Below are 22,827 nucleotides of genomic sequence, written 5' to 3'. Positions count from 1 at the left end.
AACCATCTCAGTGCCCACCCCCCACCCCCCTCGACCCGCGTACCCGCCCTCCGGCGGGGGTCCCGGGGAGTCCGACGAGTCCCTGGCCGCGCGGCTCCGGGACGGCCCGGAGAGTGTGGCCACGCAGTCCGCCGCGTTGCTGATGGCGCGCCACTGGCAGTCCGCGCACGACTACGCGACCATCTGTCTTGCCACGTCGGCCCAGGTCACCGCCATGGTCACGGCGGCCGCCTGGCACCGGGTGCTCCAGCGGCTCGCCCAGGGCGAGCCGGCCACGGCGCTGCGTCCGCGACTGCTGGTGGCCGTGCGCGACACGGTCAGGCAGTGGTCCGGGGACGACGAGATATCCGGCGTTCTGCCGCAGTTGCTCAAACCCGCCGGCGGACGTGGTATGCGGGCGGCCAAGTCCCTGACTCCGGAAAACCGCACGCTCGCCGCGCGGGCTTTCGCCTCCCTTCCCGGCCCGGCCCGTTGTTTGCTGTGGCACACGGAGGTCGAGGGCGAGCCCATAAGCGTGCCCGCCGGTCTGCTCGGGATGGATACCGACACCGCGTCGGCCACCCTCGAACAAGCGCGTGAGAAATTCCGCGAAGGTTGTCTGCACGCCCATAGGCAGCTCGCGCCGAGTGAGGACTGCCGCTTCCACAGCCGCCTCCTCGACGTGCCGATCCGCCGGGGCGGCGCCCTGCTGCCGGATGTCCGCAAGCATCTGGCGGACTGTCGGCACTGTCGGCACGCCGCCGACCAACTCGGCCACTTCGAGCGGGAGTTGGGCACGCTGATCGCGGAAGCGGTGCTCGGCTGGGGCGCCCGGCGCTATCTCGACTCCCGTCCGGCCCGCGCCACGCTCGGTGCGCTCGCCAAGGGCGCCGCCCGGCACCGCGGCGGGCGTCCCCGCCCCGGTCTGCTGGCCCGGATTCCCGTGCCCGTGCGCCGTGGGCCGGGCCGGCCCCGTTCCGGCCGCTCGGTGCTCAGGCAGTTCGGCGCCGCCTCGGCCGGGGTGCTGGCCATCGTGCTCGTGGTGAGCGTGTGGTCGTACGACGGCGGCGGCGCCGACCCGGCCGCCTCCACCAGCGCCGTCGGCAAGGACGGCGAGACCTCCGCGACGAGCCGCCCGAAGGCGCCGGGCGCGGCGGCGCTGCCCACGGCCGCGGACCGCACCCGGCTGCGCAATGTCGCCGCGGACCTGTGCCTCGATGTCCGGGGCGAGCCGAAGGCCGGGACGGGCACCCGGCTGGCGGCGTGCTCCGAGGCCTGGACCCAGCGGTGGAACTACGAGGACGACGGGCTGCTGCGCAGCGTCGCCGACCCGGGTCTGTGCCTGGACTCCCGGGCGGACGCCGGGGTCGTCGTCCTCGGCACCTGCGCGGACGAGGGCACCGGGCGCGGCGACGACGTGCGTTACGACCTGACCCGCGAGGGGGAACTGGTGCCGCGCGGGCAGCGGCAGCTCGCCCTCGCCGCCACCGCCGCCGCCCCGGACGCCGACATAGTCGTCAAGGTGCTGGACCGCTCCGACATCCAGCGCTGGCGGGCCGACCCGGTGCCGACCGCGGACGGCTCCCTGTCGATCGCCGACACCGCCGCCCCGAACACGCGGACCGTGGACCTGCCGGGCAGCTGACGGACCCGGGTCGCGCCCGGGGCAGGCCGGGACCCGGCGGCGCTCCGCCCACGACGACGGCCCCGCGACCCCTCACACCGGGTCCTCGACGAGGTCGGCGGGGCCGGGGGCGCCGGGTGAGGCGTGCCCGGACAGGGCCAGGGTGAGGTCGAGTTCGGCGAGCAGGCAGCGGATCACGTGCTCGACGCCCGCCTGTCCGTCCAGGCCGAGACCGTAGACGTAGGGGCGGCCGAGGAGCACCGCCCGCGCGCCGAGCGCGAGCGCCTTGAAGACGTTGTCGCCGGTGCGGACCCCGCTGTCGAACAGCACGGTGAGGCGGTCGCCGACCGCCTCCACCACCCGCGGCAGGGCGTCGGCCGCCGCGACGGAACCGGCCACCTGGCGCCCGCCGTGGTTGGAGACCACCACGCCGTCCATTCCGGCGTCGGCGGCGAGCCGGGCGTCGTCCGGGTGCAGGACGCCCTTGAGGACGATCGGACCGTCCCAGTTCTCCCGCAGGAACGCCAGGTCCGGCCAGGACTTGCCCGGATCGGCGAACATGCCGACGAAGTGCATGACCGCCGCGTTCGGATCCTCGTGCACCGGCTTCGCGAGACCGGCCAGGAACGCCGGGTCGGAGAAGTAGTTGGCGGTGCCCACCCCGTGCAGGAACGGCAGATAGGCCCGGTCGAGATCGCGCGGGCGCCAGGACAGCAGCGGGGTGTCCAGCGTGACGAACAGCGCGCCGTACCCGGCCGCCTTCGCCCGGTCCAGGAAGCTGCGGGCCACCTCGCGGTCCTTCGGCCAGTACAGCTGGAACCAGCGCTCGGCGTCGCCCATCGCCTCGGCCACCTGCTCCATCGGCGTGCTGGACGCCGAGGACAGGATGTACGGCACGCCCTGCGCGGCGGCGGCGCGGGCGGCGGCCGGCTCCGCGTCCGGATGCATGATCGACAGCACGCCGACCGGCGCCAGTGCCAGCGGGGCGGGCAGCGGACGGCCCAGCACCTCGACGGAGAGGTCGCGTTCGCGCACGTCCCGCAGCATGCGCGGGACGATCCGGCGCCGCTCCAGGGCCGCCCGGTTGGCGCGCGCGGTGCTGCCGTCACCCGCGCTGCCCGCGACATAGCCCACGGGGCCGGGCCCCAGCCGCCGTTCGGTGAGCCGCTCCAGCCGGGTCAGGTCGGTGGGCAGCCGGGGCACGGCGCCCGTCATGCCGTTCAGGTAGATCTCGTACTGGAAGTCCGCCCAGTGCTTCGGCATCCCGCACCCCGCATCCCGTCGTCGCGCTCGCGCCGCCAGCACCTTACCCGCGGGTATACCAGGACCGGCCGGCCGGGTGGACAGGCGTGTTTCAGGGATGTTTCAGGCCTATTGGCGAACGCGCGGATCACGCCATCCGGCCAGTTCGCGCCGCACTGAACGATCAAGAACCGCCCTGTTCCGGACTTGGCACGTTCAGATATCGTGACTTCACGCCACTGATTCAATACGCAAGGTTACCGAAACGCATGGGGTCGAGATGAGTTCCGGCGACCGACTCGGCAGACTCGCGCCTCGTACGAACACGCCTTCGCCCACGAATGCGTGAGGAACGCGGAAAGCGCGCGCGTCTTCACGTTCCGAGGGACCGGGACCGCCCGGCCGTACAGGGTGACCGGCGGCTCGCCACTGGGGAGTGCGAGCGCCGCCCCACGGATCCCGCGGTCCCGCACCGGGGGCGGCGGACGGAGTGGGGCCGTCCGCCGCCCTCCCGGACCAAAGGGTCAGCCCTTCGCGTCCCGACCGTCCCGCGGGCCGGACGACCTGGCCCGGTGACTGGTGTCGCACCAGGGGTAGCGCCGGCTGCGGCGACAGGTGCACAGGGCGACCCGGAAGCGGTCGGAGGACACCGTCGTGCCGTCCTCCAGTTCCACCTCCACCGGGCCCTCCACCAGCAGCGGCCCCCGGCGCTGCACCTTGATCCGGCGCGGAGACGCGGACGCGCGGGGCGGGCCGGACGGAGAGCCGTACGGCTGGTCGGGCGGCGGGTCAGACGGGGAGTTCGGCACGGACGACCACCAACTCCTCCTCGCTCTCGGCCAGGGACAGCAGCCCGCGCCGGCGCAGCCAGCGCTCCCGGCCGCGTACCACGGGGCCGAACGCGATCCGCTGCCGCCGGGTCACCGCGGCCTTCAGACCCGCCCCGCGCAGATGCCCCACGGTCCGCCCCGGATCGCTGAGCGCCGACTGCACCAGCAGCAGCACACCACCGGGGTGCAGCAGGTCCGGCACCTGTCCGCAGATCCGGTCCAGTACCAGCCGCCCGTCGTGGCCCGCGTCCCACGCCCGGGACGCGCCCCGCGGCTCCCGGCCGCCGACCGGTGCCGGCACGTACGGGGGATTGGCCAGGACGAGGTCGTACGACTCACCGCGTACGGGCGTGAAGAGGTTGCCGTGCCGCACCCGGATCGGCAGCCCGGCCCGTGCGGCGTTCAGCCGGGCGGCGCACACCGCGCGCCACGACACGTCCACCGCGGTCACCCGGCCGCCCCGCCGGGCCGCCGCCAGGGCGAGAGCGCCCGTGCCGGTACCCACGTCGAGCACGGCCGCGCCCGGACGGAGCGACTCGTCGGACAGCGCCCCGGCCAGCAGGGCGGTGTCCTCCTGTGGGGCGTAGACGCCCGGAAGCACCAAGAAATTCACGGCACCCAGGTACCCCGGCCATCAGGAAATATCGGAAATTTCGCTAAGGCCGTGGAGCGCCGCCGGCAACGGTGTACGCAGGGACGACCGCCCGGCCCGCCAGTCGGCCAGCAGCCGGGCGCCGAAACGGTCCTCGACATGACCGGTGGCGTCGATGCCGAAGGCGACATCCGCCGCGAGCCACGGCTCCTCCTCCAGCAGCCCGCCGATCACGTCGTGCCGCACGATCTGCTCGTGCACCGCGTCGGCCTCGACATGCTCGTCGTAGAAGTGCTCGGCGGCGGGCCCGGCACCGGTACGGCGCATCGCCTCCGCGAGCCGCAGGGAACCGGGCGACGAGGTGATCTCGACCGCCGCGAAATGGCCCACCAGGGCGCCGCGCAGCGCCCGGTGCAGGCCGAACAGGGACATCATGTTCACCGTGGCCAGGCACTCGGCGGAGGCCGCGTCGAGATGGCGCCCGTACGTCGTCTCCAGGCCCAGGTCCCTCATCAGGTCGGCGAACAGGCCGGCGTGCACCCGGTCGGGACGGCCGCCGCCGTACTCGTCGAACTCCACCGCCGCCATCGCCGCCTTCGCGCGCCCCCACAGCCGCGGCAGCACCCACGCGTGCGGGTCGGCCTCCTTCAGGTGGTACAGGGAACGCTGCGCCGCGTACTCGCGCAGGTGCCACAACTCGCCCTCGTCCCGCAGGAAGTGGCTGACACCACCGCCGTCGACGGGCTCGACGAGCAGCGCCCCCACCGCCTCCGGCACGCTGCCGTGGACCTCGGTGTCCTCGCGCAGGGCGGCCAGGAAGCGGCGTTCCAGGGCGGCCCGGGTGCGCAGCAGGTCGGGGTCCCACTCCAGGTCGGGGGAGACCCCGGAGAAGCCCCGGTAGTGCAGCTCGTAGCACTGGTACAGGGCGAGCTGCAGATCGTCGCCGTACACCGGCGCCGCGGCTGTGGCCGCCGGGCCGGGCAGCGGGCCGGTCCCGCGCAGATGGGCGCCGACGGCGGCGGAGAGCGGTCCCCTGGCGGTCGGCAGCTGTGGTCCTTCGCGGTCGTACTCCATGCGCGGCGAGTACCCGGCCGGGGCCGTGGCACCCCCGGCCGCGCGGAGTCCCGCCGGGCGCGGGTGTTGGGCGACGCGGCGTCCCCCGTCCCGGCGCCGGCGCTCCTCGTCCGGCTCCGGGTCACGCGTCCGGGCGCGGTCGCCCTCCTGGGGCGGAAGGTCTTTTCCCGCTCACCCGGTCCGGCCCGGTCAGCCCGACGTGGACGCGAGGCGCAGGGGCACCGGGGCCGGGGGAGCGGCCTCGTCGCTGCGGCGGGCGACCTCGGCCCACCACGACGGGCCGTCCTCGATGTGGCGCAGCAGGACACCCTCCCGGATCGCCCAGGGGCAGAGCGTGACCGACTTCAGGCCGGTCAGCTTCATCGCGGTGTGCCCGACCAGCGCCCCGGCCAGGCTCTGGGCCGCGCGCGGTGCGGAGATGCCCGGCAGCAGGGCCCGCTCGGCGGCGGAGAGGGCGGCCAGCCGACCGGCCGCGTCGCCCAGGTCGGAGCAGCGCATCCGCCGTTCCACGAAGGGCCCGTGACGGCCCGGCGGGGCCCCGCACAACCGGCCCAACTGCTGGAACGTCCGCGAGGTGGCCACCGCGGTGTGCGGTCCCTCCCAGCGGATCCGCGCGGCGGCGTCCCGCAGTTGGTGGCGCACCCTGCGGCGCAGCGCCCGGACCTGTTCGAGCCGCGGCGGGTCCTGGCCGCCCGCGAGGAACTCGTGGGTCAGCCGGGCCGCGCCCAGCGGCAGCGACGCCACGAAGCCGGGCAGCCGCCCGCGCCCGAAGGCGACCTCCAGCGAGCCGCCGCCGATGTCCAGCAGGGCGAGCGGCCCCGCCCGCCAGCCCATCCAGCGCCTGGCCGCGAGGAAGGTCAGCTCGGCCTCCAGCTCGCCCGGCAGGGTGCACAGCTCCACGCCGGTGCCGGCACGGACGGCGCGCAGGACCTCCCGGCGGTTCGGGGCGGCGCGCACCACGGCGGTCGCGAAGGCCGGCGGGCCGGACGCCCCCCACCGCTCCGCGGTCCTGTTCGCGTCGGCGACCGCCGCCACGAGTCGTTCCACGGCCTCGTCGGGGACCGGGCCGCCCGGCTTGACCTGCTCCGACAGCCGCAGCCGCCACTTCGCGGTGTGGACCGGCAGCGGGACACCGCCCTCCGCGTCCGCCACCACGAGCCGGACCGTGTTCGACCCCACATCCACCACGCTGATCCGCATGAAGGCGCATGTACCCATTTGTGCGCCGGTTCAACGGTCCCCGGCTCAACGGCGGTGCGCGAACCGCTCCTACGCGGCGGCGACCACCACCAGCAGGCTGCATCACAGCGGCTCGGTGAAGAACGGGGCCGGGATATGACGGGTCGTCAGGTCGAGCGTGACGGGTCGTCAGGTCGGGCGTGACGGAGTGTCGGATCGGGGCGTGATTGAACACCGGTTCGGCCCGCGATTGAACGCCCGGTCCGGCGCGTGCGTACCAACAGCCGTCCAGGTGCCCCCCACAGCTGCCGACAGGCGGCACGGACCCCGTCCCCAGGAGGTCGAGAAGGTTGAGTCACAAGCGAATTCCGAAGCGCAAGGCCGCGATCGCGGCAGGCGGTGTGGTCGCGCTCGGCGCCGCCGCCATCCTGCTGCCCAACGCCAACGCCTCACAGGACGGCCAGGCCTCCGGCGACGCCGCGGCGGCGCCGCGGACCCTCAAGGCGGCGGACGCGTCGGATCTCGCCTCGCAACTCGCCGGCCAGCTCGGCGACGCCTTCGCCGGCTCGTACTACGACGCCGGTGACCAGCGGCTCGTCGTCAACGTCGTCCCCGGTGACAACGACCGGGTCGTCGTGGAGGCGAAGAAGGCGGGCGCCAACGTCCGCGAGGTCGACAACAGCATGGGCGAGCTGAGGAGCGGCGCGCGGACGCTGAAGTCCGAGGCGACCATCCCGGGCACCGCGTGGGCGATCGACCCGCGCACCAACAAGATCCTCGTGACCGCCGACAGCACCGTCACCGGCGCCGACTGGGACCGGCTGGAGTCCACCGTGGAGGGCCTCGGCTCCGGCATGGCCACCATCAAGAAGTCCGCCGGCACCTTCAAGACCTTCGCGTCCGGCGGCGACGCCATCTTCGCCGGCGGAGTGCGCTGCTCACTCGGCTTCAACGTCACCGCGGGCGACGGAACCCCCGCCTTCCTGACGGCCGGTCACTGCGGGGTCGCGGCCGACCAGTGGTCCGACGCGCAGGGCGGGCAGCCGCTCGCCACCGTCGACCAGGCCGTCTTCCCCGGCGCGGGCGACTTCGCGCTCGTCACGTACGACGACCCGGCGACCGAGGCCCCGAGCGAGGTGAACCTCGGCGGCCAGACCCTCGCGATCAGCCAGGCCGCGGAGGCGACGGTCGGCCAGGAGGTCTTCCGCATGGGCAGTACGACCGGACTGGCCGACGGGCAGGTGCTCGGCCTTGACGCCACCGTCAACTACCCCGAGGGCACGGTCACGGGCCTCATACAGACCGACGTTCTGCGCCGAGCCCGGCGACAGCGGCGGCTCCCTGTTCACCCGGGACGGCCTCGCCATCGGCCTGACCTCCGGCGGCAGCGGCGACTGCACGGCCGGCGGCGAGACCTTCTTCCAGCCGGTCACCACCGCCCTGGAGGCCGTGGGCGCCACCCTGGGCGACCCGGTGGGCGGCGGCGCGGGCGACCAGGCGGGCGGCGAGGAGGCCGGCGCCGGTGACCAGGCCGGCGGGGAAGAGGCCGGGGGCGGCGACGCCGTCGGCGGCGGACACGCGGGTGAGGGTATGGGCACCGGCACCGGCACCAGCAGCCGTCATGGCTCCGGGTCGATGGGCTGATCCCGGGAGCCCCGTACCCCGGACACACACTCCGGACCCGCGACCGGCCCGAACGGTCGGTCGCCCACGGTCCTGACCGATCTCCGGCCCAAGCGGTCGGTGGCGGGCGGTCCGGTCCTCCGGCGGGAGGACCGGACCGCCGCGCGTTCCCGCCCCGGAGGGCCGGGATCCATGCCCCCGCCCGCTGTGGGGGCAGTCGGCCGGGGTACGGCGTCCGGCGGGCGCCCGGTGCTGTCGGCGACCCGCCCGTGCCGCCGATCGCCGGTACCCGGCTCCGCAGGGCCTGCGCGGGTGTCCCACCGGCGCTGCAATGGCGACGTGGTCGGAGGGGGCGTCCTCGGCACGCGGATCGGGAACGCCGCGTGCCGAGGATGCCCTCAAGGCGATCGCGCCGGCGCGGATCCGCGCGAGCGCCCGCGCCTGCTCTGCCTGGTCGAGTCGGCCGGGTGCGCCGCGGACCCTGTACGGAGTGCGGGACGGTTACCCCGCGTCCGGCGGCTGCCCGGTCGCAGGCGCCTCGCCCCGTACGCCCGTCAAACCGGCCGGCATCGGCCGGGACCACCGGCGGGCGCGGCATCCTCCTCGTCGAGGCGATGTCGGCGACGCGGGGGACGCTGCCGGTCAGCGGGGGCAAGCAGGTCTGGAGCGAGAACCCGCTGACCCGGTGAGCCGACCGCCCGGGACGGCCATGGAACGCGACCCGGCGCCGGGGGACACCGGCGTGGCCCGGCCCGACCCGCGGGACCGCCGAGCCCGGTGTTTCACGGCGCCGCGCCCGGGGACCCGGAAGGGAACCGTACCCGGACGCAGGAAGGAAGATGATGCCTCGTGACCACGGACGCCGGCGGGAAATCCGCTGTCCGTCGCCTGGAGACGGGATGGTCGAAAGCCCGTCGCCTGCGGAGCAGGGGCGCCATGCGCACCTGGATACCCGCTGTCGAGGACGGCAGATTTCCCCGCGCACCGCAACCGGGCCAGGAGTCGAACATCGTCCGGGGCGAGGACTGACCGAGCCCCACGGACGGTAGCGGCCCACCCGGCGCGCCGGCCTCGGTGCCGGCGCGGTGCGCGTCCGGGCCGGTAGCGTCGGGGCCGTACGGCACGGCCCGCCCCGACCGCAGCAAGGCACGAGAACCGTTCATGAACCTCCTGGTCACCGGCGCCGCCGGATTCATCGGCTCCTGGTACGTCCGGATGCTCCTCGCCCGCGACGAGCCCGAGGCACCGCGGATCACGGTGCTGGACCGCCTCACCTACGCCGGCACCCTCGACAACCTCGAACTCGGCCATCCGCGCCTGGAGTTCGTGCACGGCGACATCCGCGACGCCGCACTCGTCGACAAACTGATGGCCGAGGCCGACCAGGTGGTGCACTTCGCCGCCGAGTCCCATGTCGACCGGTCGATCCACGCCGCCCGCGACTTCGTCCTCACCAACGTCGTCGGCACCCAGACCCTGCTGGACGCGGCCGTGCGCCACGGTGTCGGACCCTTCGTGCACGTGTCCACCGACGAGGTCTACGGCTCCGTCGAGTCGGGCTCGGCCACCGAGGAGCACCCGCTGCGGCCGAGTTCCCCCTACTCCGCCTCGAAGGCGTCGGGCGACCTGCTGGCCCTCGCCCACCACCGCACCCACGGCCTGGACGTACGGGTGACCCGGTGCTCCAACAACTACGGCCCGCACCAGTTCCCCGAGAAACTCGTCCCGCTGTTCGTCACCCACCTCCTGGACGGCAGGCAGGTCCCGCTGTACGGGGACGGGCGCAACGTCCGCGACTGGCTGCACGTCGACGACCACTGCCGGGGCGTCGACCTCGTGCGGATCCGGGGCCGGGCCGGCGAGGTCTACAACATCGGCGGCGGCACCGAACTGAGCAACCGCGAGCTGACCGCCCTGCTTCTCGACGCCTGCGACGCCGGCTGGGACCGGGTCACCCACGTCGAGGACCGCAAGGGCCACGACCTGCGCTACTCGGTCAACTGGACCAAGGCCCACGACGAACTCGGTTACCACCCCCACCACGACTTCACCACCGGCCTGTCCGAAACCGTCGCCTGGTACCGAGACAACCGACCCTGGTGGGCCCCACTCAAACAACGCACCGCCACCGCCTGACGCACGACCTGACGGAGCGAGCGGCAACGGAGCACGCCGGTGACTCGTCTGGTGAGCAACACCTCCGAACCCTCGCGCCGGCGGGAGGTTCTCGGTGGGCTCGTCGCAGCGCGCGCAGATGGTCATCGGCGCGTCTCCGGAGCGAGGCGGCGCCACAGCTGTACGCACACCGCGCGCAGTGGCCGGAGTGTCGGCCGCAGGCATCCAGGACCTGTGCCGCCACGCAGGAATCGCGACACCACGGGTGGATCGGCACCCCGGGCGGGCGGCCGCCAGCCGAAGTCCACGCGGGTACGGGCCGTCAGGTCGGCGCCGCACCATGGCCGCTCCTCGCCTTCCGACTGCCCTGCGGTGAGCGTCGATGTCCGAGGCAGGACCGGCATCGCCGCACCGCCAAAGTTCGCGGCGGCTGAGGCGCGGCTGTCTGCGATCAAGGGGACGCGTCGCCTAGCCTGACTTCATGGGAGTTTCCCTGCTGCTGATGTCCGACACCCACCTCCCCAAGCGGGCGAGGGAACTGCCCGCGCCGCTTCTGGCGGAGATCCCGCGTGCCGATGTCGTCCTGCACGCGGGGGACTGGGTCGACACGGACACCCTCGATCTGCTGGAGAGCCGCAGCCGTCGGCTCGTCGCCGTGTACGGCAACAACGACGGGGCCGGTCTGCGGGCGCGGCTGCCCGAGGTCGCGTACGCCGAGCTGGGCGGGGTGCGGTTCGGCGTGGTGCACGAGACGGGTGCCGCCCAGGGGCGCGAGGCCCGCTGCGCCGCCCGCTTCCCCGGCCTGGACGTCCTGGTCTTCGGGCACAGCCACATCCCCTGGGACACCACCGCGGACCGCGGCCCGCGCCTGCTCAACCCGGGGTCGCCGACGGACCGGCGCCGTCAGCCGTACTGCACCTACATGACGGCCACGGCCGCCGACGGCCGGCTCGGGGACGTTCGAGCTGCACCGCCTGCCCCGCCGGTAGCCGCCGTCCGGACCGGGGAGGGCGCCCGGACCGCTCGTCCGGGCGCCGTGGCTCGGCTCCGTTACGCCGGGCACCTCTCGCGGTACGCGAGCAGCAGCGAGTCGGTCTGGGTCTCCGTGCCGTCGGTGGCCCAGATCTCGGCGGTGTAGTCACCGACCGGGGCGGGGGCGAGCGACAGCTGGAGGAAGCCGTTGATGACCAGGGCACCGTCGGGACGGCGGTTGTTCGTACCCGGCGCGATGGTGCTGCCGCCCTCGCTGGACGAGCCGGGAGGCAGGTCCCGCACACCGGTCCGGATCGGGTTCGACCAGGTGCCGGACACCGGGGCGAAGGCGTAGGTGTTGGGCCACCCGTGCGCCGCGTCGACGCAGATCCGCTGGCCCCCGGCCTCCAGCGTCCACGTCGACGCCGTGGTCGAGGCCTGGGCCGGGGCGGTGCCGAGCATGGTCAGTGCGAGAGCCGAGACCAGACCGAAGAGCAATCCGGCCCCACGACGGCGAATCTTCATCGCTACCTCCTGGTTGGGCGCGCGTGAGCAGCGCGAACGGGTCTCCCGGTCGATCCCGCCGACCGGCAGCCGTCAACGAGTCTCACTCACGCAACAGCCCCCGAACAAGGTGTTGTTGTACTTTCAATGACCTGTGGCCTGAAGCCGCCCCCGGGCCCCGCGCCGACCGGAGGAGGGCCCGCAACTTCGAACGCCGGACGAGCCACTGGTCCTCACGGGTGAGCGGCGCCACCGGCCCGTGTCCGCGCCCGGCCCGCCCGCGTTGCGCAGAGCATGATCTCAACACGACGTATCGTCGCCGCCGTCGGACTCGCCGCCGGTGTCACCGGTCTCGCCGCGCCGATGGCGAGCGCGGCCGACGGGAGCGCACTGGGCCCGGAGAAGATCAGTGTGACGGAGACGCTGGACTCGCTCGCGGCCGGCGACATGCCCGCCGAGGACCAAGCCCAACTGCCCCGGCCCTCCCAGCAGTTGAACCGGCTGAACGACCTCGACCAGCTCCAGCAGGTCACCGGTCTGGTCTCCCCGGTCTTCGGCGCCGTCCCCGCCCTGGGCTGACCCCCGGCCGCACCCGCCGTGAGGGCCGCCCGACGCCGGGCGGCCCTCACGCACGTCCGGACGCGCCCGCCGCCCATCAGCCGCCGGCGGCAAGGAACTGCGTCGCCGCCAGCTCCGCGTAGAGCGGATCGGCGGTCACCAGTTCCCGGTGCGTGCCCACCGCGCGGACCCGCCCCGCGTCCATCACCACGATCCGGTCGGCCGTCGTCACCGTGGACAGCCGGTGGGCGACGACCAGCACGGTGGTCGTCCGGGCCACATCGGCCACGGTGTCGCGCAGCGCCGCCTCGTTGACCGCGTCCAACTGCGAGGTGGCCTCGTCGAGCAGCAGCAGCCGGGGACGGCGCAGCAGCGCGCGGGCAATGGCGACCCGCTGGCGCTCGCCGCCCGACAGCTTGGTGCCGCGATGCCCCACCAGCGTCTCCAGGCCGTTCGGCAGCCGGGCGACCAGACCGTCGAGGCGGGTCGTCCTCAGCACCGCGGCGACGGTGCCCTCGTCCGCCTCCGGGCTGCCCAGCAGCAGGTTGTCCCGCAGCGAGCCGGACAGCACCGGGGCGTCCTGCTCCACGTAACCGATCGCGGCCCGCAGCGCGGCCAGTTCCCAGTCGGTCACGCTCCGGCCGTCCAGCGTGATCTCCCCGGACACCGGGTCGTAGAACCGCTCGACCAGGGAGAAGACGGTGGTCTTGCCCGCGCCGGACGGCCCGACGAACGCCGTCATCCCGCGCGCCGGCACGTCGAAGGTCACCCCGTGATGGATGTACGGCAGGTCGTCGGCGTAGCGGAAGCGGACGTTGTGGAAGGCGACGGACGCCGGTCGAGCGCCCGGCGACGGCAGCGGGACGGGCCGCACCGGCGGCTCGGCGGGCAGCCGCAGCGCGTCCTGGATGCGGGCGAGCGCCGCCCGGCCCGTCTGGTACTGCGTGATCGCGCCGACGACCTGCTGTATCGGCGACATCAGATAGAAGACGAACAGCAGGAACGCGACCAGCGTGGCCACGTCGATCGCCCCCGTCGCCACCCGCGCCCCGCCCACCGCGAGCACCGTGATGAAGGCGAGCTGCATCGCCAGCCCGGCCGTGTTGCCCGCGGCGGCCGACCACTTGGCGGCGCGCACGCTCTGCCGCCACGACTCCTCGGCCGCCTCGTGCAGCGCCCGCTCCTCCCGGGGCTCGGCGCCGGACGCCTTCACCGTGCGCAGCGCGCCGAGGGTGCGTTCCAGCGCCGCGCCCATCACACCCACCGCGTCCTGTGCCTGCCGGCTCGCCCGGTTGATGCGCGGCACGATCAGGCCCAGGACCGTCCCCGCGCCGAGGACCACCGCCAGCGTCACCCCGAGGAGCACCGGGTCGACCACGCCCATCATCACCAGCGTCGCCACCAGGGTGAGCCCACCGGTGCCGAGGCCGATCAGGGAGTCGGTGGTGACCTCGCGCAGCAGGGTCGTGTCGGAGGTGATCCGGGCCATCAGATCACCCGGCTCGGTGCGGTCCACGGCGGTGACGCGCAGCCGCAGCAGATACGACGACAGCGCGCGCCGCGCCCCGAGCACCACCGACTCGGCGGTGCGCCGCAGCACATAGGAACCCAGCGCCCCGAGCACCGTGTTGACGACCACGAGCCCCGACATGAGCAGCAGGGCGCCGGTGATGGTCCGGTCGTGCGCGAGATCGTCGATCAGCTCCCGCGCCACCAGCGGCAGCAGCAGCGCGGTGCCGCCGGTCAGCAGCGAGAGCAGGGCGCCCGCCAACAGGGCCCTCCGGTGCGGCCGTACGTAGGACAGGAGCAGTCGCCAGGCGGGCGGACCGGTATCCGGCTCTGCGATGCTCACGATGCTCCCTCGGCGCGCGGTTGGGGCACTCAGGCTACGTCGGCGCCCCGCGGCGGGGTCCGCGGAGGGTCGGCAGCCACCCGGCACATCCTTCGAACCGCCCTGTCACCTGCCCTTTGCCGAGCGGCGGCGCGTAGGGTCGGGGGGAACTCTGAACGGCCGAAGAAGGGGTCACCACCATGGCGCAGGAAGTACGCGGCGTGATCGCACCGGGGAAGGACGAGCCGGTGCGGATCGAGACGATCGTCGTGCCCGATCCCGGTCCGGGGGAGGCCGTGGTCAAGATCCAGGCCTGCGGGGTGTGCCACACCGATCTGCACTACAAGCAGGGCGGCATCAGCGACGACTTCCCCTTCCTGCTCGGCCATGAGGCCGCGGGTGTCGTGGAGTCGGTCGGCGCGGGCGTCACCGACGTGGCTCCCGGCGACTTCGTCATCCTCAACTGGCGTGCCGTGTGCGGCAAGTGTCGGGCCTGTCTGCGCGGCCGGCCCTGGTACTGCTTCGACACCCACAACGCCGAGCAGAAGATGACCCTCGCCTCGACCGGCCAGGAACTCTCCCCGGCCCTCGGCATCGGCGCCTTCGCCGAGAAGACCCTGGTCGCCGCCGGACAGTGCACCAAGGTCGACCCGGCCGTCTCCGCACAGGTGGCCGGCCTGCTGGGCTGCGGGGTGATGGCGGGCATCGGCGCCGCGATCAACACCGGCGCCGTCGGCCGCGGTGACACGGTCGCCGTCATCGGCTGCGGCGGCGTCGGCGACGCGGCGATCGCCGGCTCCCACCTGGCCGGGGCGGCGAAGGTCATCGCCGTCGACATCGACGACCGCAAGCTGGAGACCGCCCGCGGCATGGGCGCCACCCACACCGTCAACTCCCGCGAGAACGACCCCGTCGAGGCGATCCGCGAGCTGACCGGTGGCTTCGGCGCCGATGTCGTCATCGAGGCGGTCGGCCGCCCCGAGACCTACCGGCAGGCCTTCTACGCCCGCGACCTGGCCGGCACGGTCGTCCTCGTCGGCGTACCGACGCCCGAGATGAAGCTGGAACTGCCGCTCCTCGACGTCTTCGGACGCGGCGGCTCGCTGAAGTCCTCCTGGTACGGCGACTGCCTGCCCTCCCGCGACTTCCCGATGCTCATCGACCTCCACCTCCAGGGCCGCCTGGACCTGGGCAAGTTCGTGACCGAGACCGTCCGGCTCGACGAGGTCGAGAAGGCCTTCGAGCGGATGCACGCCGGTGACGTGCTGCGTTCGGTGGTGGTGCTGTGATGACCGCCCGCATCGAACGCCTCGTCACCTCGGGGCAGTTCAGCCTCGACGGCGGCACCTGGGACGTCGACAACAACGTCTGGCTCGTCGGCGACGACCAGGAGGTCGTCGTCATCGACGCGGCCCACGACGCCGACGCCATCGCCGAGGCGGTCGGGGACCGCCGGCTCACCGCCATCGTGTGCACCCACGCCCACAACGACCACGTGGACGCCGCGCCCGCGCTGGCCGAGCGCACCGGCGCCACCATCTGGCTGCACCGCGACGACCTGCCGCTGTGGCGGCAGACCCACCCCGACCGGGACCCCGACGCCTGGCTGACCGACGGCCTGGTCATCGAGGCCGGCGGCGCCGACCTGACGGTCCTGCACACCCCGGGGCACGCGCCTGGGGCGGTCTGCCTCTACGACCCGGGCCTCGGCGCCCTCTTCAGCGGCGACACCCTCTTCAAGGGCGGACCCGGCGCCACGGGCCGCTCCTACTCCGACTTCCCGACCATCATCGACTCCATCCGCGACCGGCTGCTCGTGCTCCCGCCCGAGACGGAGGTCTGCACCGGCCACGGCGAGTCGACCACCATCGGCGCCGAGGCCCCGCACCTTGAGGAGTGGATCGAACGCGGGCACTGACCCGCCGCTCACGAGACCGGACAAGGCGGACACGCGGAAAAGGTGACAGAAGATGTCCGGTTTCCCGGGCACTCTCGATCACGACATCGCTCGTGGGGGAGAGGAACGGGAGCCGGACATGGCAGAGTCACCGAAGAAGCCGCTGGCAGGCAGGGTCGCGCTGGTCGCGGGAGCCACCAGGGGCGCCGGCCGCGGCATCGCCGTCGAACTGGGCGCGGCCGGCGCCACCGTCTACGTCACCGGCCGCAGCACCCGCGCCCGGCGCTCCGAGTACGACCGCCCGGAGACCATCGAGGACACCGCCGACCTGGTCACCGAGGCCGGCGGCCACGGCATCGCCGTACCCGCCGACCACCTCGAACCGGCACAGGTCGCGCTGCTCGTCGACCGCGTCGCCCGCGAACAGGCCCGCCTCGACATCCTGGTCAACGACATCTGGGGCGGCGAGAACCTCTTCGAGTGGGACAGCCCCGTCTGGGAGCACGACCTCGACAAGGGGCTCAGGCTCCTGCGCCTCGCGGTGGAGACGCACGCCGTCACCAGCCACCACGCCCTGCCCCTGCTGCTGCGCCGCCCCGGCGGACTGGTCGTCGAGGTGACCGACGGCACCGACGAGTACAACCGCGAGCACTACCGCAACTCCTTCTTCTACGACCTCGCCAAGACCTCGGTCCTGCGCATGGCCTTCGCCCTCGGGCACGAACTCGGGCCGCGCGGCGCCACCGCCGTCGCGCTGACCCCCGGCTGGCTGCGCTCGGAGATCATGCTCGACCACTTCGGCGTGCGGGAGGAGAACTGGCGCGACGCCCTCGACCGCGTCCCGCACTTCGCCATCTCCGAGACGCCCCGCTATGCCGGCCGGGCCGTCACCGCCCTGGCCGCCGACCCGGACGTGGCCCGCTTCAACGGCCGCTCCCTCTCCAGCGGGGGCCTGGCCCGGGAGTACGGCTTCACCGACCTCGACGGCAGCCGCCCGGACGCCTGGCGCTATCTCGTCGAGGTGCAGGACGCGGACAGGCCGGCCGATGTCACCGGGTACCGCTGACGGGCGGATACGGACCGGGACACGGGGGCCGGCAGTACCGTCGGGCCCATGACGGACACCAGGCGTTTCACGGATCACGGAGTACTCGTCACGGGCGCGGCCCGGGGCATCGGCGCGGCCACCGCACACCGGCTCGCCGCCGAGGGGGCCCGGGTGCTGCTGACCGACGTGGACCTCGACGCGGCACGGCGGACCGCGGGGGAACTGACCGGGCAGGGGCTCGCCGTCGAGGCGTTCGCCTGCGACGTGACCGACCGGGCGTCCGTCGAGGCGGCCGTCGCCCGCGCCGTGGACGCCTTCGGCACCCTCGACGTACTGGTCAACAACGCCTACGCCTGCGCCCCCGACGCCCCGCTCTTCGAGGACGAGTCCGACGAGGTCTGGGCCCGCGACCTCGACGTGACCCTCGGCGGCGCCTACCGCTGCTGCCGGGCCGCGCTGCCCCACCTGGCGGCCTCGGGGCGCGGTGCGATCGTGAGCATCGGCTCGGTCAACGGCGTCCAGGACTTCGGCAACCACGCCTACAGCGCCGCCAAGGCGGGCCTCGCCTCGCTGACCCGCACCCTCGCCGGACACGCCGCCGCGCGCGGTGTCCGCGTCAACCTCGTGACGCCGGGCACGGTGCGCACCACGGCATGGGAGGGCCGGGACGAGGAACTGGCGGCGGTGCGGGGGCTGTACCCGCTGGGGCGGGTCGGCGAGCCCGAGGACATCGCGGCGGCCGTCGCCTTCCTCGCCTCGCGCGACGCGTCCTGGGTCACCGGGGCCACGCTCGTGGTCGACGGGGGACTGACCGCGGTCAACACCGGGTTCCGTCGGGCCCTGCGGGAGCCGGACGGCACGGACTGACCGGCCGGTGGCGTGCGGCACCGCAGCGGCGGAGCCACGGGCATGTGCGACAGGACACATGGGTGAGGTATGAACTCGCCGGTAGGTATTGACAGATGAGGGAGTCGACGTGACTAGTAACACGGTCCGTTATGTCCGTTTGTCTTGTGATTACTCACATCGTCTTCACGCCCGGCGCCGTATGCTTCACAGCATGTCCACCACTGTTGAACCCTCCTCCGAGCGATCGGCTGCCGAGGTCAACGAGGAGATCCGGGCCCTGTGGCTCCGGTCGGGCGGGACACTGAGCGTCGAGCAGCGAGCGGAGTACCAGCGGCTCGTCACGGAGTGGGCCACCGTGGCCCCGGGGTCCGTAAAAGCCGCCTGACAGGCGCGTTCGAGACCCTCCCGGCGCTTCGGAGCCCCGGTACCCGAGCACCCTCACCAAGCGGGTGCCCTGCTCGCACCGACCCCGGTCGCGGTGGTGCCCGTGAGCACCGTCACATGTGCCCACGGGTTCACCCCCACGTCGCCGAGTAGTGCCGCCGATAGGCCTTGCGGTCGTGTTCCGCGCGGATCCATCGGCTGGCCACCAGGACCAGCAGGCTGCCCGCGACGACCAGCAGCCCGGGGCCGACGTTGCGGCGGTCCGTGAGACGGGCCAGCAGGGTCGTGCTCTCGCCCGTCACGGGTGCCGTCGCCCCCGGTGCCGCGGCACCCGGGGCGGTCCCTCCGGTGCCGGTGGCGGTCGGCGACGAGGACCCGGCCTCCTGTCCGGTGCCCTCCTGGGCGGAGACGATCAGCCGGACGCCGAGCGACTCCAGGGCCTCCGGCAGCGGCTGGAAGAACGTCGTGCCCCCCTGGGCACAGCTGCCGCTGCCGCCCGAGGTCACGCCGAGCGCGACGCCCTCCGAGAACATCGGCCCCCCGCTGTCCCCGGCCTCGGCGCACACATCGGTCTCGATGAGGCCGGTGACCGTGCCCTCCGGGTAGTTCACCGTCGCGTCCAGGGCCGTCACCCGGCCGTCGCGCAGCCCGCTGGTGCTGCCGCTGCGGAAGATCCGCTGCCCGACGGCGGGGTCACCCGTACCCGTGATCCGCACCCCCTTGCCGTCGCCGACCGCCACCACGTCGGCACCGTCGCCCGCCTTGCCGTTCGCGTACTCCACCAGGGAGAAGTCGTCCCCGGGGAAGCTCCCGGCGACCGTCCTGCCGATCTGCCGGTCCCCCCTGCTGTCCCCGAACCAGACGGACCCCGTCGGCCCGCAGTGGCCCGCGGTGAGGATGAAGTCGCGCTTGCCGTCGGTCACGTTGAAGCCCGCCGAGCAGCGCCCCGCCGTGGACAGGATCGGCTCCGCCCCGTTCAGACGCGTGGTGAACGTGCCCTCGGTGCGTTCCATGCGCACGAAGCCGCCGATGCCCTCCGCGACGCCGGTCAGCCGGGACCAGTCGGACCCGGAGACGGTGCTGTCGCCCCGTACCACCACCTCGTTCGACCGGTAGTCGAGCGCCCACGCGGTGCCGGGCACCCGGGGCGCCGCACGCAGCGTCGACGCGGCCGACCTCAGCTCGGTCATGCTGTGCCGCACGACCTTCGCGGTGGCGCCCGAGCGCCGCACCTCCTCGGCCGTGCCCTCGTCGGTGACCGCGACGACCGGGCGCCCGTCGGAGCCGACCCAGTGCCCCGCCGTACGGTCGCCGCCCAGCCGCGACACGAGGTCCGCGCCCGCGCCGGACGCGGACTGCGCCAGCGTGTGCGGGGCCGCTGCCGGGCCCGGGGGTTCGCTCGCCACGGCCCGGGTGACCATCGTCGCCCCGACCAGCAGTCCGCCGACGGCCGCCAGCCGTGCCACTCGCCGGACGATGCGTCGTCGTGCGTGCCTCATGCGTGCGCTCCCGAACCCGAACACACGGCGTCGCCGCCGCGGGGACCTCCGGACGTCGAGCGCCCTCCTCCCATACGGGGCCGGGCCCGCCCGCGTTCACCGAACAGGCGGAGTCGTCGCGCCCGCGGCCGGCGCGGCGGGCGCCGCGCCACCGGTGAGCCGGGCCCAACTGCCCTCGTCCCCCCACACGGAGGCCGCGTCGACGTAGGGCCGCAGCAGCGCGGTGAGCGCGGCGTCACCGTGTCCGCCCAGTTCGTCGGAGGCGACCCGGCGGGCGATCCCGGCGAGGAAGTCGGCGAGCTGCACCCGGGGATCGAGCCCCGCGCGGACCAGCCGCAGCCCGTCGAGCCGGACGCCCGCCAGCCGGGCCGTCTCCTCCACCCAGGCGATCCGCTGCGGCGTCAGCATGTTCTGCCGGTCGTGCACCAGACGGACCGTGCGCCCGCCCGCGCTCCAGTACGCGGCCGTGGCGACGATGGCCGGCAGCAGCGGATTGAGCACCGGGACCAGCACCGGCCCGTCCAGGAGCCGCGCCCGGTAGGCGTCCGCCCGGGGCCGGGCCGCCGCCAGCCGCTCCAGCGTCGCCGCCACGTCCGTACCGGCGTGCGTGCGGCGCAGGGAGTCCACCGTGCGGAAGAAGGCGTCGACGGGGGACGCCGGGTCCCCGCGGCCGACGCCGCTGCCGTTGTCGCGTACCCAGCGGACCCACAGCAGCCGGTTGGCCGCCCCCAGGAACTCCCGCCGGCCCTCCTCGCCGAGGGTCCGCAGCCCCTCGCGGTACAGCGGCAGGGCCTGCGCCGGGTCACCGAGCAGCATCCCGACGGTCCGGTCCACCACGAAGTACGCCTTCTCGGTGAGATGCACCTGCGCGCGCCCGTGGAGCGGCCCCCGCGGGCCGAGCAGCCACTCCAGCACCCCGCGGTGCTTCTCCCGCAGCAGGTGGTTGGCCTTGTACTCCTCCGCGGGCGAGCGGATCCGGTCCCGTACCTCACGCAGGGACGCCGCGGCCGACGCCATCGGCAGCCGCACGCCGGCATGGGCGAACACGTCGGTGTTCCCGCCGGTGAGGTTCTCCCCGTCCGACCCCGACTCGTCGCACGCGACCTCCCAGAACACCCCCGTCGGTGCCTCGTTCTCCTGCGTCCCGGTCACACCACGGCCCCTCACTCGTGCCCGTGCCCAGCATCTCGCAGGACCGGCCCGACGGGGCGAACCTTTTTCGCGCGCCCGGCCGCGGGGCCGGGGCCTCGCCCCGCACCCTTCGCGCGCCTAGACTCCCGGAGCATGGACGACGCGACGCTGGCCCGGCTCGGTGCCGGCAAGTACCTGCTGGTCACCACCTACCGGAAGAACGGCACGCCGGTCGCCACCCCGGTGTGGGTCGTAGGGGACGGGGACGCGCTCGGCGTCTGGACGGTCGCCGACTCCTGGAAGGTCAAGCGCGTCCGCAACCGCGCCGATGTCCTGGTCGGCCCCTGCGACGTGCGCGGCAGGCCGACCGGCGACCAGGTCCCGGCGACGGCGGAGCTGTGCGACCCGGCCACCACCGGCCGCTATCGCCGGCTCATCGCCCGCAAGTACGGCATCGCCGGCCGGCTCACCCTCTTCGGCAGCCGGCTGCGCCGGGGACGGGACGGCACCGTGGGCATCCGCATCACATCGGCGCCCCCGGCGGCCGGGGACTGACCGGCGCTCAGGTCCAGGCCCGGTACGGCTCGTCGACCAGTTGGAAGACCGGCTCGCCGCGCACCGGGTCCTTGGCCGTGGACAGCCGCACCCGGTCGCCGCTGTGGATGCCGATGAGCGGGCCCATGACCCGGCCGCGCAGCACGAAGCCCTCGGCCATCTCGATCAGGGACACATTGCGCGCCGCCGAGGAGTTGCGGTGCACCACCGTGGCGTGGCGCACCGTCCCCGTGCCCGCGCTGCGTTCCGTCCGCAGGTCGCTGCCGCGGCAGACCGGGCACAGCACCCGGTGGTACATGGTGGTGCCGCACCAGGTGCAGCGCTGGAAGAACACGGCCTCGCTCTCCGGGGCTTCGGAGTCGAGCACACCCGTCGTGGAGCCGGCTGCCTGCTGAGCGACGTTTCCTGAGTGGTGGTACACGGTGGTCAACTCCCTGCACTCGGGCCGGAATCCCGCGTGTGCCGTCGCCCGGCCACGCGTGTGCGCGGCTCGCCGTGCCACCGTGCACGCCCACAGGTTATGGCACTCAGTGTCACTCGTAAAGGTACTGCGTACCCTTGAATTTCTACTCGTTGCTCCGGCCGCCGGCCGGCCGGTCCGGTCCGAACGCGGTCTCGACCTCCCGGACGACCTGCCACAGAGGCGTCCCGCGACGCGCGACCACGACCACCACGTCCTCGGGTGCCTCGCCGCGGGGCGCAACGGGAACGCCGCCGAACGCGGACTGCGCGTACCCCAGCGCGTGGTCCACCGCGGCGACCGCGTCGTCCCGCCCGTCCGAACGCAGCCAGGAGCGCAGGGCGTTGTTGTGCGCCGCGACCACCGCCGCCGCGATCACGTCGGCGTGCAGGAACCCGTCCGTCCGCTCGCCCAGGCGCCCGCGCAGATACTCCGCGAGGGCGCGCTCGTAGCGCCACACCACCGACAACTCGTAGGCGCGCAGCCCGGGTACCTTCTTGGTGAGGTGGTAACGCTGCACCGAGAACCCGGGGTTCTCCGCGTACATGCGCAGCACCAGCCGGGCCGCGTCGCAGACCCGCCGCACCGGGTCGGCGTCCTCGGGCGAGGCGGCCAGGAAGGCCTTCATGTCGGCCAGGCACCGTTCGTGGTCGGGGAAGACCACGTCCTCCTTGGACGGGAAGTAGCGGAAGAACGACCGGCGTCCGACACCGGCGAGCGTGACGATGTCGTCGACCGTCGTCTGTTCGTAGCCCCGCTCCAGAAAGAGCCGGAACGCCGCCGAGACCAGCGCCTCCCGCATCGGCGGCCGGGCACCCGCCGCGTCCGTACCGTCCCCGCGACGGGGCGCCGCACTGCTGGACCTCATGCAGGGGAACGTA

General features: G+C 73.8%; 21 protein-coding genes and 3 pseudogenes. 13 read left to right on the top strand and 11 right to left on the bottom strand.

Going from position 1 to position 22,827, the window contains the following annotated elements; genetic code table 11:
- The first annotated feature begins 10 nt into the window (after positions 1–10).
- Positions 11–1,624, top strand: a complete 1,614-nt coding sequence (locus tag AC4IHM_RS01745) for an RICIN domain-containing protein (RefSeq protein WP_490865300.1) — start codon at positions 11–13, stop codon at positions 1,622–1,624.
- 72 nt (positions 1,625–1,696) lie between these two features.
- On the opposite strand, the gene AC4IHM_RS01740 is transcribed toward AC4IHM_RS01745, so the two are convergent.
- The 5 genes from AC4IHM_RS01740 to AC4IHM_RS01720 all read right to left on the bottom strand — a co-directional run bounded on the left by AC4IHM_RS01740 (position 1,697) and on the right by AC4IHM_RS01720 (position 6,541).
- Entirely contained in the window at positions 1,697–2,866 is a 1,170-nt protein-coding gene (locus tag AC4IHM_RS01740; protein WP_490865299.1) for a lactate 2-monooxygenase, read from the bottom strand.
- Between the two features lie 503 nt (positions 2,867–3,369).
- Positions 3,370–3,654, bottom strand: coding sequence for a CDGSH iron-sulfur domain-containing protein (locus AC4IHM_RS01735; RefSeq protein WP_490865298.1), 285 nt, complete (start codon positions 3,652–3,654; stop codon positions 3,370–3,372).
- Complete coding sequence (locus AC4IHM_RS01730) at positions 3,635–4,297, bottom strand: HemK2/MTQ2 family protein methyltransferase (protein WP_490870734.1); 663 nt, start codon at positions 4,295–4,297, stop codon at positions 3,635–3,637. The genes AC4IHM_RS01735 and AC4IHM_RS01730 overlap by 20 nt, the downstream gene beginning before the upstream one ends.
- Before the next feature lie 12 nt (positions 4,298–4,309).
- Positions 4,310–5,341, bottom strand: coding sequence for an iron-containing redox enzyme family protein (locus tag AC4IHM_RS01725; protein WP_490865297.1), 1,032 nt, complete (start codon positions 5,339–5,341; stop codon positions 4,310–4,312).
- Positions 5,342–5,530: 189 nt separating this feature from the next.
- Positions 5,531–6,541, bottom strand: a complete 1,011-nt coding sequence (locus tag AC4IHM_RS01720; protein ID WP_490865296.1) for a Ppx/GppA family phosphatase — start codon at positions 6,539–6,541, stop codon at positions 5,531–5,533.
- A gap of 329 nt (positions 6,542–6,870) precedes the next feature.
- Between AC4IHM_RS01720 and AC4IHM_RS01715 the strand changes: the two are divergent.
- The 5 genes and pseudogenes from AC4IHM_RS01715 to AC4IHM_RS01695 all read left to right on the top strand — a co-directional run bounded on the left by AC4IHM_RS01715 (position 6,871) and on the right by AC4IHM_RS01695 (position 11,247).
- Positions 6,871–8,164: pseudogene (locus tag AC4IHM_RS01715) on the top strand (S1 family peptidase).
- A 505-nt stretch (positions 8,165–8,669) separates the two neighbouring features.
- A pseudogene (locus AC4IHM_RS01710) lies at positions 8,670–8,832 on the top strand (ATP-binding protein); the annotation flags it as partial.
- Between the two features lie 160 nt (positions 8,833–8,992).
- On the top strand, positions 8,993–9,172 hold the full coding sequence (locus AC4IHM_RS01705) for a hypothetical protein (protein WP_490865295.1): 180 nt from the start codon (positions 8,993–8,995) through the stop codon (positions 9,170–9,172).
- 132 nt (positions 9,173–9,304) lie between these two features.
- A complete protein-coding gene (gene rfbB, locus AC4IHM_RS01700) occupies positions 9,305–10,279 on the top strand; it encodes a dTDP-glucose 4,6-dehydratase (RefSeq protein ID WP_490865294.1) in 975 nt (324 codons plus the stop codon).
- Positions 10,280–10,739: 460 nt separating this feature from the next.
- A pseudogene (locus AC4IHM_RS01695) lies at positions 10,740–11,247 on the top strand (metallophosphoesterase family protein).
- 61 nt (positions 11,248–11,308) lie between these two features.
- Here the strand turns inward: AC4IHM_RS01695 and AC4IHM_RS01690 are convergent.
- Entirely contained in the window at positions 11,309–11,755 is a 447-nt protein-coding gene (locus AC4IHM_RS01690) for a DUF5980 family protein (protein ID WP_490865293.1), read from the bottom strand.
- Positions 11,756–12,028: 273 nt separating this feature from the next.
- Here AC4IHM_RS01690 and AC4IHM_RS01685 point away from each other — a divergent pair, with 273 nt between their 5' ends.
- Positions 12,029–12,313, top strand: coding sequence for a hypothetical protein (locus AC4IHM_RS01685; RefSeq protein WP_490865292.1), 285 nt, complete (start codon positions 12,029–12,031; stop codon positions 12,311–12,313).
- A gap of 76 nt (positions 12,314–12,389) precedes the next feature.
- Here AC4IHM_RS01685 and AC4IHM_RS01680 read toward each other — a convergent pair whose 3' ends face one another.
- The gene (locus tag AC4IHM_RS01680; protein WP_490865291.1) at positions 12,390–14,144 is read right to left on the bottom strand and encodes an ABC transporter ATP-binding protein; all 1,755 of its coding nucleotides are present in this window, start codon (positions 14,142–14,144) and stop codon (positions 12,390–12,392) included.
- 179 nt (positions 14,145–14,323) lie between these two features.
- On the opposite strand from AC4IHM_RS01680, the gene AC4IHM_RS01675 reads away from it, so the two are divergent.
- From AC4IHM_RS01675 to AC4IHM_RS01655, 5 genes are all read left to right on the top strand, one after another.
- On the top strand, positions 14,324–15,412 hold the full coding sequence (locus AC4IHM_RS01675; RefSeq protein WP_490865290.1) for an S-(hydroxymethyl)mycothiol dehydrogenase: 1,089 nt from the start codon (positions 14,324–14,326) through the stop codon (positions 15,410–15,412).
- On the top strand, positions 15,412–16,041 hold the full coding sequence (locus tag AC4IHM_RS01670; RefSeq protein ID WP_490865289.1) for an MBL fold metallo-hydrolase: 630 nt from the start codon (positions 15,412–15,414) through the stop codon (positions 16,039–16,041). The genes AC4IHM_RS01675 and AC4IHM_RS01670 overlap by 1 nt, the downstream gene beginning before the upstream one ends.
- 118 nt (positions 16,042–16,159) lie before the next feature.
- A complete protein-coding gene (locus tag AC4IHM_RS01665; protein ID WP_490865288.1) occupies positions 16,160–17,086 on the top strand; it encodes an SDR family oxidoreductase in 927 nt (308 codons plus the stop codon).
- A 48-nt stretch (positions 17,087–17,134) separates the two neighbouring features.
- Positions 17,135–17,935, top strand: coding sequence for an SDR family NAD(P)-dependent oxidoreductase (locus tag AC4IHM_RS01660; RefSeq protein WP_490865287.1), 801 nt, complete (start codon positions 17,135–17,137; stop codon positions 17,933–17,935).
- Between the two features lie 181 nt (positions 17,936–18,116).
- Complete coding sequence (locus AC4IHM_RS01655) at positions 18,117–18,302, top strand: hypothetical protein (protein ID WP_490865286.1); 186 nt, start codon at positions 18,117–18,119, stop codon at positions 18,300–18,302.
- 130 nt (positions 18,303–18,432) lie between these two features.
- Here the strand turns inward: AC4IHM_RS01655 and AC4IHM_RS01650 are convergent, their stop codons facing one another.
- Both AC4IHM_RS01650 and AC4IHM_RS01645 read right to left on the bottom strand, forming a co-directional pair.
- Entirely contained in the window at positions 18,433–19,800 is a 1,368-nt protein-coding gene (locus AC4IHM_RS01650; RefSeq protein ID WP_490865285.1) for a S1 family peptidase, read from the bottom strand.
- A 96-nt stretch (positions 19,801–19,896) separates the two neighbouring features.
- On the bottom strand, positions 19,897–20,952 hold the full coding sequence (locus AC4IHM_RS01645; protein ID WP_490865284.1) for a hypothetical protein: 1,056 nt from the start codon (positions 20,950–20,952) through the stop codon (positions 19,897–19,899).
- Positions 20,953–21,084: 132 nt separating this feature from the next.
- Between AC4IHM_RS01645 and AC4IHM_RS01640 the strand changes: the two genes are divergently transcribed.
- Positions 21,085–21,486, top strand: coding sequence for a PPOX class F420-dependent oxidoreductase (locus tag AC4IHM_RS01640; RefSeq protein WP_490865283.1), 402 nt, complete (start codon positions 21,085–21,087; stop codon positions 21,484–21,486).
- Positions 21,487–21,493: 7 nt separating this feature from the next.
- Here the strand turns inward: AC4IHM_RS01640 and AC4IHM_RS01635 are convergent, their stop codons facing one another.
- Together AC4IHM_RS01635 and AC4IHM_RS01630 are read right to left on the bottom strand one after the other, a co-directional pair.
- A complete protein-coding gene (locus AC4IHM_RS01635) occupies positions 21,494–21,907 on the bottom strand; it encodes a Zn-ribbon domain-containing OB-fold protein (RefSeq protein ID WP_490865282.1) in 414 nt (137 codons plus the stop codon).
- A 145-nt stretch (positions 21,908–22,052) separates the two neighbouring features.
- Complete coding sequence (locus tag AC4IHM_RS01630) at positions 22,053–22,814, bottom strand: TetR family transcriptional regulator (RefSeq protein WP_490865281.1); 762 nt, start codon at positions 22,812–22,814, stop codon at positions 22,053–22,055.
- Positions 22,815–22,827: the final 13 nt, after the last annotated feature.

The sequence above is a fragment of the Streptomyces sp. SL06 genome, from assembly GCF_058244745.1.
This window is presented reverse-complemented; position numbering and strand designations above follow the sequence as displayed.

What these genes read in the sequence shown, in the direction of transcription:
- AC4IHM_RS01740 (WP_490865299.1), bottom strand. Translation starts at nt 2,866, where the DNA reads ATGCCGAAGCACTGGGCGGACTTCCAGTACGAGATCTACCTGAACGGC.
- AC4IHM_RS01725 (WP_490865297.1), bottom strand. Translation starts at nt 5,341, where the DNA reads ATGGAGTACGACCGCGAAGGACCACAGCTGCCGACCGCCAGGGGACCG.
- AC4IHM_RS01720 (WP_490865296.1), bottom strand. Translation starts at nt 6,541, where the DNA reads ATGCGGATCAGCGTGGTGGATGTGGGGTCGAACACGGTCCGGCTCGTG.
- rfbB (WP_490865294.1), top strand. Translation starts at nt 9,305, where the DNA reads ATGAACCTCCTGGTCACCGGCGCCGCCGGATTCATCGGCTCCTGGTAC.
- AC4IHM_RS01690 (WP_490865293.1), bottom strand. Translation starts at nt 11,755, where the DNA reads ATGAAGATTCGCCGTCGTGGGGCCGGATTGCTCTTCGGTCTGGTCTCG.
- AC4IHM_RS01685 (WP_490865292.1), top strand. Translation starts at nt 12,029, where the DNA reads ATGATCTCAACACGACGTATCGTCGCCGCCGTCGGACTCGCCGCCGGT.
- AC4IHM_RS01675 (WP_490865290.1), top strand. Translation starts at nt 14,324, where the DNA reads ATGGCGCAGGAAGTACGCGGCGTGATCGCACCGGGGAAGGACGAGCCG.
- AC4IHM_RS01670 (WP_490865289.1), top strand. Translation starts at nt 15,412, where the DNA reads ATGACCGCCCGCATCGAACGCCTCGTCACCTCGGGGCAGTTCAGCCTC.
- AC4IHM_RS01665 (WP_490865288.1), top strand. Translation starts at nt 16,160, where the DNA reads ATGGCAGAGTCACCGAAGAAGCCGCTGGCAGGCAGGGTCGCGCTGGTC.
- AC4IHM_RS01660 (WP_490865287.1), top strand. Translation starts at nt 17,135, where the DNA reads ATGACGGACACCAGGCGTTTCACGGATCACGGAGTACTCGTCACGGGC.
- AC4IHM_RS01655 (WP_490865286.1), top strand. Translation starts at nt 18,117, where the DNA reads ATGCTTCACAGCATGTCCACCACTGTTGAACCCTCCTCCGAGCGATCG.
- AC4IHM_RS01650 (WP_490865285.1), bottom strand. Translation starts at nt 19,800, where the DNA reads ATGAGGCACGCACGACGACGCATCGTCCGGCGAGTGGCACGGCTGGCG.
- AC4IHM_RS01640 (WP_490865283.1), top strand. Translation starts at nt 21,085, where the DNA reads ATGGACGACGCGACGCTGGCCCGGCTCGGTGCCGGCAAGTACCTGCTG.
- AC4IHM_RS01630 (WP_490865281.1), bottom strand. Translation starts at nt 22,814, where the DNA reads ATGAGGTCCAGCAGTGCGGCGCCCCGTCGCGGGGACGGTACGGACGCG.